The organism is Nocardia sp. NPDC047654, assembly GCF_043205035.1.
Taxonomy (GTDB): domain Bacteria; phylum Actinomycetota; class Actinomycetes; order Mycobacteriales; family Mycobacteriaceae; genus Nocardia.
This window is the reverse complement of the sequence record NZ_JBIDDF010000010.1, coordinates 15,801-30,173: the sequence shown is the minus strand read 5'-3', so window position 1 is coordinate 30,173 and position 14,373 is coordinate 15,801. Positions and strand designations below refer to the sequence as shown.

At 69.6% G+C, this 14,373-nt stretch carries 16 protein-coding genes; 3 read left to right on the top strand and 13 right to left on the bottom strand.

Going from position 1 to position 14,373, the window contains the following annotated elements; all coding sequences use genetic code 11:
- Positions 1-16 precede the first annotated feature (16 nt).
- From ACGF7Y_RS23375 to clpS, 10 genes are all read right to left on the bottom strand, one after another.
- Complete coding sequence (locus tag ACGF7Y_RS23375; RefSeq protein WP_393236694.1) at positions 17-628, bottom strand: non-canonical purine NTP pyrophosphatase; 612 nt, start codon at positions 626-628, stop codon at positions 17-19.
- Entirely contained in the window at positions 628-1,398 is a 771-nt protein-coding gene (rph, locus tag ACGF7Y_RS23370; protein WP_393236693.1) for a ribonuclease PH, read from the bottom strand. Before rph ends, ACGF7Y_RS23375 begins: the two co-directional genes overlap by 1 nt.
- A gap of 572 nt (positions 1,399-1,970) precedes the next feature.
- Complete coding sequence (locus ACGF7Y_RS23365) at positions 1,971-2,735, bottom strand: cyclic nucleotide-degrading phosphodiesterase (RefSeq protein WP_062971704.1); 765 nt, start codon at positions 2,733-2,735, stop codon at positions 1,971-1,973.
- Positions 2,736-2,804: 69 nt separating this feature from the next.
- Positions 2,805-3,527 carry a rhomboid family intramembrane serine protease gene (locus ACGF7Y_RS23360; RefSeq protein WP_393236692.1) on the bottom strand — a complete coding sequence of 241 codons (723 nt, stop codon included), beginning with the start codon at positions 3,525-3,527 and terminating at the stop codon, positions 2,805-2,807.
- A 58-nt stretch (positions 3,528-3,585) separates the two neighbouring features.
- A complete protein-coding gene (locus ACGF7Y_RS23355) occupies positions 3,586-4,548 on the bottom strand; it encodes a cysteine synthase (protein ID WP_393236691.1) in 963 nt (320 codons plus the stop codon).
- Between the two features lie 8 nt (positions 4,549-4,556).
- Positions 4,557-4,829 carry a MoaD/ThiS family protein gene (locus ACGF7Y_RS23350; RefSeq protein ID WP_063051456.1) on the bottom strand — a complete coding sequence of 91 codons (273 nt, stop codon included), beginning with the start codon at positions 4,827-4,829 and terminating at the stop codon, positions 4,557-4,559.
- Positions 4,830-4,862: 33 nt separating this feature from the next.
- Positions 4,863-5,282, bottom strand: coding sequence for a Mov34/MPN/PAD-1 family protein (locus tag ACGF7Y_RS23345; RefSeq protein WP_062971793.1), 420 nt, complete (start codon positions 5,280-5,282; stop codon positions 4,863-4,865).
- Positions 5,283-5,392: 110 nt separating this feature from the next.
- Complete coding sequence (locus tag ACGF7Y_RS23340; protein WP_393236690.1) at positions 5,393-6,457, bottom strand: P1 family peptidase; 1,065 nt, start codon at positions 6,455-6,457, stop codon at positions 5,393-5,395.
- Between the two features lie 59 nt (positions 6,458-6,516).
- A complete protein-coding gene (locus ACGF7Y_RS23335; RefSeq protein ID WP_393236689.1) occupies positions 6,517-7,086 on the bottom strand; it encodes a DUF2017 domain-containing protein in 570 nt (189 codons plus the stop codon).
- Positions 7,087-7,108: 22 nt separating this feature from the next.
- Positions 7,109-7,459, bottom strand: coding sequence for an ATP-dependent Clp protease adapter ClpS (clpS, locus tag ACGF7Y_RS23330; protein WP_039796380.1), 351 nt, complete (start codon positions 7,457-7,459; stop codon positions 7,109-7,111).
- A 123-nt stretch (positions 7,460-7,582) separates the two neighbouring features.
- On the opposite strand from clpS, the gene ACGF7Y_RS23325 reads away from it, so the two are divergent.
- The 3 genes from ACGF7Y_RS23325 (at position 7,583) to ACGF7Y_RS23315 (ending at position 11,694) form a co-directional block, all read left to right on the top strand.
- Positions 7,583-8,893 (top strand): nicotinate phosphoribosyltransferase, encoded by a 1,311-nt coding sequence (locus ACGF7Y_RS23325; RefSeq protein WP_393236688.1) that lies wholly within the window; start codon positions 7,583-7,585, stop codon positions 8,891-8,893.
- Between the two features lie 128 nt (positions 8,894-9,021).
- Positions 9,022-9,588, top strand: coding sequence for a nicotinamidase (locus ACGF7Y_RS23320; RefSeq protein WP_393236687.1), 567 nt, complete (start codon positions 9,022-9,024; stop codon positions 9,586-9,588).
- A gap of 57 nt (positions 9,589-9,645) precedes the next feature.
- The gene (locus tag ACGF7Y_RS23315; RefSeq protein ID WP_393236686.1) at positions 9,646-11,694 is read left to right on the top strand and encodes an ATP-dependent DNA helicase; all 2,049 of its coding nucleotides are present in this window, start codon (positions 9,646-9,648) and stop codon (positions 11,692-11,694) included.
- Between the two features lie 73 nt (positions 11,695-11,767).
- Here ACGF7Y_RS23315 and ACGF7Y_RS23310 read toward each other — a convergent pair whose 3' ends face one another.
- From ACGF7Y_RS23310 to ACGF7Y_RS23300, 3 genes are all read right to left on the bottom strand, one after another.
- Complete coding sequence (locus tag ACGF7Y_RS23310) at positions 11,768-12,160, bottom strand: RidA family protein (protein WP_393236685.1); 393 nt, start codon at positions 12,158-12,160, stop codon at positions 11,768-11,770.
- 132 nt (positions 12,161-12,292) lie between these two features.
- On the bottom strand, positions 12,293-12,826 hold the full coding sequence (locus ACGF7Y_RS23305) for a DoxX family protein (protein WP_393236684.1): 534 nt from the start codon (positions 12,824-12,826) through the stop codon (positions 12,293-12,295).
- Between the two features lie 161 nt (positions 12,827-12,987).
- The gene (locus ACGF7Y_RS23300; protein ID WP_393236683.1) at positions 12,988-14,349 is read right to left on the bottom strand and encodes an NCS2 family permease; all 1,362 of its coding nucleotides are present in this window, start codon (positions 14,347-14,349) and stop codon (positions 12,988-12,990) included.
- Between the last annotated feature and the right edge of the window lie 24 nt (positions 14,350-14,373).

The window sequence follows — 14,373 nt, the reverse complement described above, 5'->3', positions numbered from 1 at the left end:
CCGACCGCCGCTCGCGTCAGCCTTCGGCGAGCGCCGCCAGGGCGGGCGTCAACAGAGCCAGCGCCCGCCCGCGATGCGACACCGCGTCCTTCTGGGCGGGCGTCAACTGAGCGGCCGTGACATCGCCCCCCGCCGGAATGAACAGCGGGTCATAGCCGAAACCGCCGTCGCCCACCGGCTTGCGCCCGATCGAGCCGGGCCATTCGCCGCGCACCACGGTCTCCGCGCCGCCGGGCACCACCAGCGCGCAGGTCGACACGAACCGGCCGCCGCGACGCTCGTCCGGCACGTCCGACAGTTGCGCCAGCAACAGCGCGTTGTTGGCCGCGTCGTCACCGTGCCTGCCGGACCAGCGCGCCGACAGCACACCGGGCATCCCGTTCAGCGCGTCCACCTCGATGCCGGAATCGTCGGCGACACAGGCCAACCCGCTGGCAGCGGCGCCGTCGCGGGCCTTGGCCAGCGCGTTCTCCTCGAATGTCGCGCCGGTCTCGGGCGCCTCGTCGTACGGGGGAACGTCGTCCAATCCGACGATCTCGATCCCGGCGATACCCGCCTCGTCGAGGATGCGGCGCAGTTCGTTCAGTTTCTTGGCGTTGCGGCTGGCCACCAGCAGACGGCGGGTCATCACTTCTTCTTCGCCTCGGCGGGCTCCGGCAGCACGCCGGGATACGGCAGCGCCAGCGCCTCCTTCTGCACGACGAACAACTGCTCGCAGCCCGCCAGCGCGGCGTCGAGCAGCTTGTCCAGCGTCGAGCGGGGGAAAGTGGCGCCCTCGCCGGTGCCTTGGATCTCCACCAGCGTTCCGGTGTCGGTGGCCACGACGTTCATGTCCACCTCGGCGCGCGAATCCTCCTCGTACGGCAGATCCAGACGCACCCGGCCGTCGACCACGCCGACGCTCACCGCCGCGATCGCGCACGAGATCGGCTGCGGGTCGGCCAGCGCGCCCGCCGCACCGAGGTAGGTCACGGCATCCGACAGCGCCACATAGGCGCCGGTGATGGCGGCCGTCCTGGTACCGCCGTCGGCCTGGAGCACATCGCAGTCGATCGCGATGGTGTTCTCGCCGATCGCGGCAAGGTCGATGCAGGCGCGCAGCGACCGGCCGATCAAGCGGCTGATCTCCTGGGTGCGTCCGCCGATCCGGCCCTTCACCGATTCCCGCCCACTGCGGGTGTGCGTCGCGGCGGGCAGCATCGCGTATTCGGCGGTGAGCCAGCCCAATCCGGAGTCGCGTCGCCACGGCGGCACCCCCTCGGTGACGCTCGCGGTGCACATCACCCGCGTCTGCCCGAACTCCACCAGCACCGAACCAGCTGGGTGCGTGGTGAAACCACGGGTGATCCGGACCTCGCGGAGCTCATCGTCCGCCCTGCCATCGGCTCGTCTCGACACGGCCACAGCCTACTGTGTTCGATTTGCCGCGACTTCGTCGCGGCTGGGTCTCGCTGCGCTCGAAACCGGGAGTGGAGGTGCGCTGGGCGCGTCGGGAGAACAGTTGTGATCCGATGTTCGGTGATCCGGGTGGCTTGTTGTCGGCGGCGATGCCAGCGGCGACTGTTACGCGGACGGTGGACGGCGGGATCGGCCGGGGGTACAGATCGGCGAGTATGGAACGCCTGCCTTTCGGAGCGGGCGGCGAGCCGGTAGCGGCTGCGTGGGCCGACGACCTCGGATAGCTCGTCGAGCGTAGACGGCTCCCTCAGCAGGGCTGGCGTCGATGATCACGCCACCGCGATGTTGTGACGGTCGTTGTCATGTGGCGACGGTGCGTTGGCAACCCTCTGAGCCACCCAATTCGAGCGAAGGTGCTGCTTGTTGTGCTCGTGGATGGTCTCGGGACTGCTACGGGCGCACTCCGAGGAGGGCGTATCGGCCGCATAGCCGAGCGTAGCTATTCAGCGTTCAACGGCAGTTATGTGCATCGAGGAGACCTACTGGTCTGCCCGCGCCTGACTCGGGTTCGGTCAGATATCGAAGGTTTCGCCCGGGGCGACCGCGTGTACGGGGCCGGTGAACTGGGCTTTCGCCTCGGCGATCACGTCCTCGCGTGAGGTCCACGGGGGGATGTGGGTGAGCAGGAGTTCCTTCACGCCTGCCTCGGCGGCGATCTGGCCTGCCTCGGTGCCCGAAAGGTGAATGCCGGGGGGACGATTCGCCGGGTCGTGGGTCCAGGAGGCCTCCGCCATCAGGACGTCGGCGCCCTGCGCGAGTTCGTGGACCTGGGGGCACAGTGCGGTGTCGCCGGTGTAGACGAAGGTGCGTCCGCTCGCGGTGACGATCCGCAGGCCGTAGGACTCCGGAGGGTGGAACATTCGGCGCGCGGTCACGGTGTGGCCAGGGCCGAACGTGATCGGCTCGCCTTCCACCCAGGGCCGCATGTCGATCACGTCGGACCAGTCGTCGCATTCTCCGCCGACCTCGGCAGAGGCGTTGCCGATGCGCACCGAGGTGTCCGACGGGCCGCGCACGATCGCCTTCCCCTCCGGCGGAGTGGGATGGTAACGACGCCACACCAGCAAACCGGGCAGGTCCAGGCAGTGGTCGGCGTGCAGATGGGTCAGGAAGATGTCGACCTCACCGGGATCGGCGTGACGCTGCAACGCGCCGAGCACTCCCGGGCCGAAATCGATGACCGTCGGCGGCATGTCCGGGCCGGTCAGCAGGTAACCCGACGCAGGAGAGTCCGGGCCGGACACACTGCCCGAGCACCCGAGGACGGTAAGGCGCATTCCCCCATGCTGCCACGCGGATTTCTCACTCAAGAAAGGATCCCCCACATTCTCCGGCGGGCCGCGCGCTCACCGCGGCGCCGCGCCGATTCCGGCTCGGGCCCCGCGGCGGCTTCGTCGTGCATCTCCAGAGAGTACCCAGCCGGCCAGCAATCCACTCAACGCGCCGAATAGATGCCCCTGCCAAGAGATTCCGGGCTGTCCGGGCAGCACACCCCACAGCAGCGACCCATAGAGGACGAGCACAACGAGACCGAGCACGATCTGCCCTACGTTGCGGGCGAACCAGCCGCGGGAGATGAGGAAGGTCAACCAGCCGAATACCAGCGAGGACGCGCCGAGATGCACACTGCCGGTAGCTCCGGTGAGCCAGACGCCGAGCCCGGCCGACAGCCAGATGATCGCGGTGGCGGCCAGCCCGCGCGCGAGGCCGGCCAGCAACACGAGGAAGCCGAGCACCAGCACCGGAAGCGTGTTGCCGATCAGGTGCGGCCAGCCATGGTGCAGCAACGGGGCGAAGAGGACGCCGGTCAGCCCGTCGGCACGGCGCGGCTCGATACCCGCGGAGTCGAGCCGCCCACCGAGGGCGGTATCGACGCCCTCGATCCCGTAGAGGACCCCCACGAATCCGGCGATCAGCACCCCGGCCCGCAGCCACAACTGCTTGATCGCGCCGATGCCGCCGGTCGGCGGCGCGGACGGCCCCGGCGCACCGACGGGCTCACCCAGTCGCGCGCGGATCGCCGCGATCCGATCCGGGTCGAACGACGCCCCGAGTCCCGCGCCGGCCATGGCCACCTCCTCGCCGTGGCGGGGACGTGGCCCCGCCACATCGAGGGTACCGGGGGAATCAGGCCCAGAGCTGGCCGTCGAGCCGCTCTTCCGCCTCTTCGAGCGTGCCGTCGTACGCCCCGGTCGACAGGTACTTCCACCCGCCGTCGGCGACCACGAACGCGATGTCGGCGCGGGCTTCCGCCTTCGCCGCCTTACGGGCGACGCCGAGCGCGGCGTGCAGGATGGCGCCGGTGGAGATCCCGGCGAAGATGCCTTCTTCGAGCACCAGTTCGCGGGTGCGTTTCACCGCGTCGTACGGGCCGACCGAGAAACGGCTGGTCAGCACGCTCTCGTCGTACAACTCCGGGATGAATCCCTCATCGATGTTGCGCAGGCCGTAGACCAGTTCGCCGTAACGCGGCTCGGCGGCCACGATCTCGATGCCCGGCACCTTTTCCCGCAGGAAGCGGCCGGTCCCCATCAGCGTGCCCGTGGTGCCCAGGCCCGCGACGAAGTGGGTGATCTCGGGCAGATCGGCCAGGATCTCCGGGCCGGTCGTCTCGTAGTGCGCCGACGCGTTGGCCGGGTTGCCGTACTGGTAGAGCATCACCCAGTCCGGGTTCTCCGCCGCGATCTGCTTGGCCAGTGCCACGGCCTGGTTGGAGCCGCCCGCCGCGGGGGAATCGATGATCCGCGCCCCGAACATGGTGAGCAGCTGGCGCCGCTCCACCGAGGTGTTCTCCGGCATCACACAGATCAGCTGGTAGCCCTTGAGCTTCGCGGCCATGGCCAGCGAAATGCCGGTGTTGCCGCTGGTGGGCTCCAGGATCGTGCACCCGGGCCGCAGCAGGCCGTCGGCCTCGGCCTGCTCGATCATCCGCAGGGCGGGCCGATCCTTGATCGAGCCGGTGGGGTTGCGATCCTCCAGCTTGGCCCACAGCCGCACGTGGTTGTCACCGTCCCATCGGGGAGACAGTGTGCGCAGGCCGACCAGCGGGGTGTTGCCGAGGGTCGCGATCAGCGATTCGTAACGCGCCACGGGACGGGTCAGCCCCCGGCCACGGCGGGCAGGATCGTGACGCTGGCGTCCTGCGGCACCTCGGCCGCGAGGCCGCCGGCGAAGCGCACGTCCTCGTCGTCGACGTAGATGTTGACGTAGCGGTTGAGTTTGCCGTCCTTGAGCAGGCGCTCGGCGAGCCCGGGGTGGTTGGCCTCGAGATCATCGATGAGCGCCGACAGCGTGGCGCCTTCGGCCTGCACGCGCTTCTCACCTCCGGTGAGGCCGCGCATGATGGTCGGAATGGACACGGTTACCGGCATGGGTACTCCTCGGTTTCGCGAACAGGCATCGGTCTAGTTCTCGTACGCGTCGACGATCCGCACCGGCTCCTCGGTGACCTCGCCGTCGACGATCCGGTAGCTGCGCAGCTCGTGCCGCTCGGGGTCGCGGGTGGAGATCAGCACGTAGTGCGCGAACGGCTCGGAGGCGTAGGACACGTCGGTCCGGCTGGGATAGGCCTCGGTGGCGGTGTGTGAGTGGTAGATGACCACCGGCGTCTCGTCGGCGTCGTCCATCGCGCGCCACACCTTCAACTGCTCGCCGGAGTCGAAGCGGTAGAACGTGGGCGAACGCTCGGCGTTGACCATGGCGATGAAGCGCTCGGGACGATCCGAACCCTCCGGCCCCGCGATCACACCGCAGGCCTCGTCCGGGTGATCGGCGCGCGCGTGCGCCACCATCGCCTCCACGAGGTCGGCCCTGATCACCAGCACGAGTCGCACACCTTTCCACAACGCCGACCCATCGCAGTCGACAACGAGCCAGGATATTCGGGTATTCCCCCGGCGACGTCGCCCGGTCCCCGGTTCGAGGCATCGCCTGTTCAGACCCCTAACAGGTCACGGTAGGCCGGGATGCCCGCCACCGAACGCGCAGAGCGGATCGCGTCGACGACGGCGCGTTCGACGCAGACCGCGGCGGCCGTGCAGATCGCGTCCAGGACGAGCAGATCGGAGGGGAAAGCGGGCGGCAGCGACAGATCCGTGCCCTCCTCCGCGGTCCCGGTGGCGATCGCGAAGAGGGTGTCGCCGTCCAGCGGCGAGTGCGCCGGACGGATCGCCCTGGCCAGCCCGTCGTGCGCGGTGGCCGCGACCCGCTTGCATCCCGCCGGATCGAGCGGAGCGTCCGTGGCCACGACGCCGATCGTGGTGTTGAGCACGGTTCCCTTCACCGGCAGCGCGTTCGCCGCCGCCAATTGCTCCGCGCTCGGTGGCCGGAGCTCGAAGAAATCGGGCCCGTCGGTGCCGCACCCCCACGGCAACCCGGTACGCGGGTCGAACACAGAGCCGACGGGATTCGCCACGATCAGCGCGGCGACGGTGATTCCCGCGGCGGCGCCTTCGCCCAGCGCGACGCTCGCGGTGCCCACCCCGCCTTTGATCGATCCCGCCCGGGCCCCGACGCCCGCGCCGACCGAACCCCGGGCGAAGTCGATGTCCGCCGCCGCCGCGGCCCGATAGCCGAATTCCGCGGTCGGGCGAATGTCCCACGCGCCGACCGGAAGATCGAAGATCACCGCGCCGGGGACGATCGGCACCACCCGGCTCGGGTCGGTCGGGTCCATCACGATGCCCGCGCCGTTCTCCTCCAGCCAGCGCATCACCCCGTCGGCCGCGGCGAGGCCGAAAGCGCTGCCGCCGGTGAGCAGGATCGCGTCGATCTGGCGAACCGTGTTCATCGGATCGAGCAGATCGGTCTCGCGGGTGCCCGGCCCGCCGCCGCGCACGTCGACCGCCGCCACCGCGCCGCCCGGCACCCGCACGACCGTGCAACCCGTCGCCGCGCCGGAGCCGAGCGTCGCGTCCCGGTCGAGGACGTGGTGGTGCCCGACCAGCACTCCGGGCACGTCGGTAATCGAATTACGTTCTCCCGGTGCGGCGTTCACCATCTCTACTCCTCACGGCGCGGGACTTCCGGTCGCCTCGCCGATCTTCGCAGCACAGCCGGTCAGGGAGCCAGCGCTTGTAGCAGCGAGTCCTGCATCCAGGTCAGCCAGTGGTACACGTCCAGGTGCGGAGCGCGCGGATCGTCGGGGTCGAGATGGTCGGGCGTGTCGGCGTCGATGTCGAGCACCGTGCCGAGCGCCAGCCGGACGTCGGTGAGCGCGGTCAACCACGCGTCGGCCTGCTCGGGGGTGAGGACGATCTTGCCGCCCGCGCTCGGCACGGTGTCCAGCACGACCGACCCCGCCGCCAGCTTGGCGTCGATGATGTCGGGCTCGTGCAATCCGCGCAGGGCGCTGTTGAGATCAGCGCGTTCGGCGTCCGGCGAGCCGGGCTCGCTGCGATGGAAGTCGGGGAGGAGTCTGCGCAGCCGCGGATCCTCCGGCGGGATGGTGTTGCCGGATCGCAGTCCGGTGAGGGCGGCCAAATCGTCGTCGGGCGCGGACTCGGCGCGCTCGTTCAGCAGCCCGGAGACCGCACCGACCAGCGACCGAAGCACATCGGCCTCATGTGCGTCCATCTCGGATCGCAGTTTGAGACCGCTCAGCGAGTTCTTCCTGCTCCACTTGCGCACGGCGTCAGGGTAGTCGTCCAGGTCAGTCGTCCCGTTGCATGGTGGCCCAGAGCCCCGCGGCGTGCAGCCGCTGGACATCGTGCTCCATCTTGTCCCGGGAACCGGACGAGACCACCGCCTTGCCCTCGTTGTGGACCTTCAGCATCAGTTCGGTCGCCTTCGCTTTGCTGTAGCCGAACAGCTTCTGGAAGATGTAGGTCACATAGTGCATGAGATTGACCGGGTCGTCCCAGACGACGGTCACCCAGGGGCGGTCCTCCGCCTCCAGGATCTCGGTGTATTCGACCGCTTCGGGTGTCGCCTGTGCCGCCGACAATGTCGCGTTCGCGGCGTCCACAACGACGTCACCCCGGACTGTGTTGCACAAGGCCATACGGTCAAGGGTACGACTCGCCCCCGGATAAACAACACCCACGCAGCCCCGATTCGCGTTTCCACCGGTTCACCGAGCCGATGCCGGACACCGTGAGCCGACCGGTCTGTCTACAGTGACAGCGTGGACCTGCGTGACGGCGTCGCCAGCACGGCGCTGCTGACCGACCAGTACGAACTGACCATGCTCGCCGCGGCGCTCGCCGATGGTTCAGCGCATCGGCAGTGCACGTTCGAAGTGTTTGCTAGACGTTTGCCAAATGGTCGCCGCTATGGCGTCGTCGGGGGTACCGGCCGGGTGCTCGACGCGCTGCGGCAGTTCCGCTTCGGCGAGGCGGAGCTGGCCGTCGCCGCCTCGTTCTCCGACCGGCGCACGCTCGACTGGCTGCGCGACTACCGGTTCACCGGCGACATCGACGGCTACGCCGAGGGCGAGCTGTACTTCCCCGGCTCCCCGATCCTGTCGGTGCGCGGCAGCTTCGCCGAATGCGTCGTCCTGGAGACGCTGATCCTGGCGATTCTCAATCACGACAGCGCGATCGCGGCCGCGGGCGCGCGGATGGTCAGCGCCGCGGGCGGCCGCAGGATGATCGAAATGGGTTCGCGGCGCGCCCACGAGCTGGCCGCCCCGGACTGCGCACGCGCCGCGTATCTGGCCGGTTTCGACGCCACCTCCAACCTGGAGGCGGTGCGTCGCTACGGGATTCCGGGCGCGGGCACCAGCGCGCACGCGTTCGTCCTGCTGCACAGCGGCCCCGACGGGGCGCACGAGGCCGAAGCGTTCCGCAGCCAGGTGCGGACGCTCGGGATCGGGACGACGCTGCTGGTGGACACCTTCGACATCACACGGGGCGTCGCGGCCGCCATCGAGGTCGCGGGCACCGAACTGGGCGGCGTGCGGATCGACTCCGGCGATCTCGGCGTCCTGGCCAGGCAGGTGCGCGACCAACTCGACGCGCTCGGGGCCACCAAGACCCGCATCGTGGTCTCCGGCGACCTGGACGAGTACGCCATCGCCGCGCTGCGCGCCGAGCCGGTCGATGTCTACGGCGTCGGCACCGCGCTGGTCACCGGCTCCGGCGCGCCGACCGCAGGCATGGTCTACAAGCTGGTCGAGGTCGAAGGGGTGCCGGTCGCCAAACGCAGCAGCCACAAGCAATCCCGCGGTGGCACCAAGAACGTGATCCGCCTGGCCCGCGACACCGGAACGATCGTCGAGGAGATCGTCTACCCGGCGGCCGGACCGGTGCCGCCCGCGAACGGCTTCGAAGCCAGGCAGCCGCTCGTCCCGCTGGTGCGCGGCGGTGAGCAGCTCGAGAGCCTGCCCACCCTCGCCGAAAGCCGGGATCTGGTCGCGCGGGGCCTGATCAGCCTGCCGTGGGAGGGCCTCAAGCTCTCGGCGGGTGAGCCCGCCGTGGTGACCACCTTCGCCTGAGGTCGGCGCCCGCGCGGATCGACGCGGGAGACCAGAAGAGAGCAAGAATTCCCGCGAGTCGGGCGAACGAGCGTGCGACCGAGCGGCAGAATCTGAAACAGTCATTCAGCACACCGCGGGAGGTCATCATGACCCGGGCACTGATCATCGTCGACGTCCAGAACGATTTCTGCGAGGGCGGTTCACTCGCGGTCACCGGCGGAGCCGCCGTGGCGGCCCGGATCAGCGAGTACCTCACGGCGGCGAAGTACGGCGCGATCGTCGCGACCCGGGACTATCACGTCGATCCCGGCGCGCACTTCTCCGACGCGCCCGACTACGTCGACACCTGGCCGCCGCACTGCCTGGTCGGCACGCCGGGCGCCGATTTCCACCCGGCGCTGGCCACCGGGGGCGTCCAGGCGATCTTCTCCAAGGGCGAGTACTCGGCGGCCTACTCCGGGTTCGAGGGCACGACCGAGGACGGCACCGGGCTGGCCGACTGGCTGCGCGAACGCGGCGTCGACGCGGTCGACGTAGTCGGTATCGCGACCGACCATTGCGTGCGCGCCACCGCGCTGGACGCGCGCATCGAGGGTTTCGACACCCGCGTCCTGCTCGACCTCACCGCGGGTGTCGCCCCCGATACGGTCGCCGCCGCGCTGGACCGCATGCGCGGGGCGGGCGTCGACCTGGAGGGGAGCGTCAACCGATAGACCGCCCGGTCTCGGCGACCGTCCTGCCCTGTCGGAGGCGACGAGTAGGCTGCTCGCGTGCCCGAACTTCCGCCCGTTTCCGACCTTTTGGCCACCGCAGTGCAGGCGCTCGGCGGCAAGGAGCGCGCCGGGCAGACAACGATGGCCGCCGCGGTCGACCACGCGATCGACACCAAGGAACACCTCGCGGTGCAGGCCGGGACGGGCACCGGCAAGTCGCTGGCGTATCTGGTGCCGAGCCTGCGCCACGCCGTGCGCACCGGCCGCACCGTGGTGGTCTCCACCGCGACGATCGCGCTGCAGCGGCAGCTGGTCGACCGCGATCTCCCCCGGCTGGCCGACGCGCTGAGCGCGCCGCTGGGGCGTACGCCGAAGTTCGCGATCCTCAAGGGGCGCAACAACTATCTGTGCTTGAACAAGATCAACAGCGCGATTCCCGACGAGCCCGCCGAGGCGGAGCTGTTCGACGCGTTCGCGATCTCCCGCCTCGGCCGCGAAGTGCAACGGCTCAACGAGTGGACCTCCGACACGGAGACCGGTGACCGCGACGAACTGGCCCCCGGGGTGAGCGATCGCGCCTGGCGGCAGGTCAGCGTGTCGTCGCGGGAATGCCTCGGCAAGTCGCGCTGCTCCTTCGGCCAGGATTGCTTCGCCGAGCGCGCCAGGACCGAGTCTGCGCAGGCCGATGTGGTGGTGACCAACCACGCGCTGCTGGCCATCGACGCGATCAGCGGCATCCAGGTGCTGCCCGAGCACGATGTGGTGGTCATCGACGAGGCGCACGAGCTGGTCGACCGGGTCACCGGCGTGGCCACCGCCGAACTGGCCTCCGCCGCGATCAGCGCGGCGGCCCGGCGCTGCGCCAAGCTCATCGACGAGCAGGAGGTGGACCGCCTGGAGGGCGCCGCCGAGGCCTGGCACACCGTGCTGGACGAGCTGCCCGCCGCCCGGTGGGACACCCTGCCCGACGGCGTCGCCCCGGTGCTGGCCCTGATCCGCGATGCCGCCTGGAACGCGCGCACCGCGCTCGCGCCTCCGGGTAGCACCACCGCGCAGGGCGATCCGGAGACCTCCGCCGCCCGCACCATGGCAGTGGCCGCGCTGGACGAGGTGCACGACAGCGCGGTCCGCGCGCTGACGGCGTTCGACGAGCCCGATCCCGCCGCGCGCCGGGACGTCATCTGGCTGGCCGCCGACGAGATCCGCGGCGTGGTGCGCCGCTCGCTGCGGATGGCGCCGCTGTCGGTGGGCGGGCTGCTGCGCAGCAGGCTCTTCGGCACCGCGACCGTCGTGCTGACCTCCGCCACGTTGCAGATCGGCGGTTCCTTCGACGGCCTTGCGGTGACCTGGGGCCTGCCCGCGCAGTCGGGCAATCGCACCGATCCGGCCGCCGCGAACGGGGCCCAGCCGCCATCGGACGCCGAGACCGTGCGCTGGAGTTCGCTCGATGTCGGCTCACCGTTCGACCACGCCAAGTCCGGCATCCTCTACGTCGCCAAGCACCTGCCCGCGCCGGGCCGCGACGGGCTCGCACCGGCCTACCTGGACGAGATCGAGCGGCTCATCACCGCGGCGGGTGGGCGCACCCTCGGCTTGTTCTCCTCGATGCGCGCCGCCCGCGCGGCCACCGACGCGCTGCGCCCACGGTTGCAGACCCCGGTGTTGTGCCAGGGCGACGACTCGACGGGCGCGTTGGTCCGCAAATTCGCCGACGATCCGGAAACTTCCCTGTTCGGCACGCTGTCGCTGTGGCAGGGCGTCGACGTGCCCGGACCGTCGCTGAGCCTGGTGATCCTCGACCGCATTCCCTTCCCCCGGCCGGACGATCCGCTGCTGGCGGCCCGGCAGCGTGCCGTGGAGATGCGGGGCGGAAACGGGTTCATGACGGTAGCCGCCAGCCACGCGGCTCTGCTGCTCGCGCAGGGCACCGGACGCCTGCTGCGCAGCGTCGACGATCGCGGCGTGGTCGCCATCCTCGATTCCCGCCTCGCCACCGCCCGCTATGGCGGCTACCTGCGCGCGTCGCTGCCGCCGTACTGGGAGACGGCCGACCCGGAGGTCGTGGTCAAGGCCTTGCGCCGGCTGTCCGCCGCGGCGACGGTGTGATATCGGCCGGTCCCCGCGCCGGCTCCGCACACGGCGCGGGGACATCACCGGATCCCGGCCCGGCAGCGGCGTTTCAGCGCACGGCCACCGCGTCGACCTCGAACAGCATGCCCGGCAACGCGAGTGCCGCCACTCCGGTCAGCGTCTGCGCGGGCGGGCGATCACCCCAGATCGCGGTGATCTTCTTGCCCAGCACCGCCAGCTTCTCCAGGTCGTGGCCGACGATGTGCGTCCGCAACTGCGCGACGTCGGCGTAGTCCACTCCCGCGGAGCGCAAGGCGATTCCGAGGTTGGCGAAGGCGTTGTCCACCTGCACCGCGAAATCGGCGCTCGTGGTGTGCCCTTCGGCGTCCGAGTCGTACTGCCCGGCGATGAACACCAGCTCTCCGCGCGCCACCGCCACATGGCTGTAGCCGAATCCGGTCGGATCGTGCAGTTCACGGGGGTTGCTGATTTCCACGGCCATCGTTTCTCCTCGCTCGGTCGACAAGTGCTGCGACAACACAACGACGATCCGGCAGTCCGCGGTGTGACACGACAAACGACCGCGGCGCGGCGACCGAGGTCACCGCGCCGCTGACCCGGCTGTGCCGGAGATTCAGAGAGCCCACTTCAGGATCAGCGTGAGCGCGCCCGTCACGACCGCGAGAATCAGCGCGCCGACTCCCCACACGAATCCGTGACGACCCCACGGACGCCCGGCGTCCAACGAGAACTTGCCGGGCCCGGTGAAGGGCAGCGCAGCACCGACCACCGCGAACAGCAGGCCCATTTCGTATCCGCCCAGCAGACCACCGGCCCAGGTGGCGTTGATCGCGTTGATCATCGTGCCCACCACGATCGCACCGGCCAGCGGCGTCAGCAGACCGAGCAGCAGGAGCAGGCCACCACCGAGTTCGGTCAGGCCCGCCAGGGTGCCGAACACCTTGCCCGGGTTGTATCCCATCTGCTCGAAGCCGTCCGCGTTGGCCTGCAGGCCCGGGCCGCCCCACCAGCCGAAGAGTTTCTGCGCGCCGTGTGCCGCGAGCAAGCCGCCGAAGAAGACTCGCACGATCAGCAGGCCGATGTCGGTCGCGATGCCGTCCAGCTCGGTGTCGGTGCCGGTTCTGTCGAGTACGGATCTCATGGTCATGCTGGTCCTCATCCCTGTGCTGTCGTTCGGGGCACAATCGTTAGCTCTGCAAATAAACGGACTACGGTCCGATTATCGCACGAAGGTGCCAACGGCCCGACCTTTCGGTGTATTCCACGTTCGGGCGGGAAGGACGGTTCAGCGCGCAAGCGAGCGGAGGGTTACTCCGCGAGGAAGAAGAAGTAGCCGAGGAACACCAGCATCAACGCCCACATCGCCGGGTGCACGTCCTTGATCCGGCCCTTGGCCGCCATGACCACCGGATACAGCAGCATGCCCATGGCAAGGCCGTTGGCGATGGAGTACGTCAGCGGCATCATCACGACGGTGACGAACGCGGGCACCGAGTACTCGAGACGGTTCCAGTCGATCTGGCCCAGCGCCCGGGCCATGAGGATGCCGACCACGATGAGCGCGGGCGCGGTCACCTCACCCGAGCCCGCGACCACCGCGAAGATCGGATAGCAGAACATCGCGACGAGGAACCAGCCCGCGGTGGTGACGGCGGTCAGCCCGGTCCGGCCGCCCGCCGAGACGCCCGCGGTCGATTCCACGTAGGCGGTCGTGGTCGAGGTGCCGATGACCGCGCCTGCCATGGTGCCCACCGAGTCCGCCGCCAGCGCGCTCGCGGCACGCGGCAGCTTGCCCTTCTCGTCCAGCAGGCCCGCCTGGTTCGCGACGCCGATCAGGGTGCCCGAGGCATCGAAGAAGTCGACGAACAGCATGGTCAGCACCACCACGGCCATCTGGCCGGTGAACGCGTCGGGCAGATGGACGATCGCCTGACCGAAGGTGTGCTCGAGCCCCTGTGGCGCGGCGAACACGCCCTTGGGCACATCGACCAAGCCGCTCACGATACCGACGATCGTGGTCAGCACGATGCCGTAGAGCACCGCGCCGTGCCAGCCCCGCACCAGGAACACCACGGTCACCAGCAGTCCGAACAGCGCGAGCAGCGTAGTTCCTTTGGTGAAGTCACCCAGCGTGACCAGCGTCGCCTCGCTGTTCACCACGATCCCGGCGTTCTTCAGGCCGAGGAAGGCCACGAACAGCCCGATACCTGCGCCGACGGCGAGCTTCAGCTGCATCGGGATCGCGTTGAGGATGCGTTCGCGCACCTTGGTCACGGCGAGGACGAAGAAGATGACGCCGGACAGGAACGTGCCCGACAGCGCCACCTGCCACGGAATCCCCATCTCGAGCACCACCGTGTACGCGAAGAACGCGTTGAGTCCCATACCCGGTGCGAGCGCGATCGGATACCGGGCCCACAGCCCCATGACCAGCGTGCCGAACACCGCCGCGACGGCGGTGGCGGTGAACACCGCCTGCATCGGGATGCCCTTGTCGCCCAGAGCGCCCTGGTCGCCGAGCACCGCTGGATTCACCGCGAGGACATAGGACATGGCCAGGAACGTGACCGTGCCCGCCATGAGTTCGCGCTTGACGGTCGAGCCGTTCGAGCGGACGCCGAAGTACCCGTCGAGGCGTCCTCGAGTCCGGTGCAGAACGTCGGTGACCATGGGTGACTCCAGTCGAGGAACGAA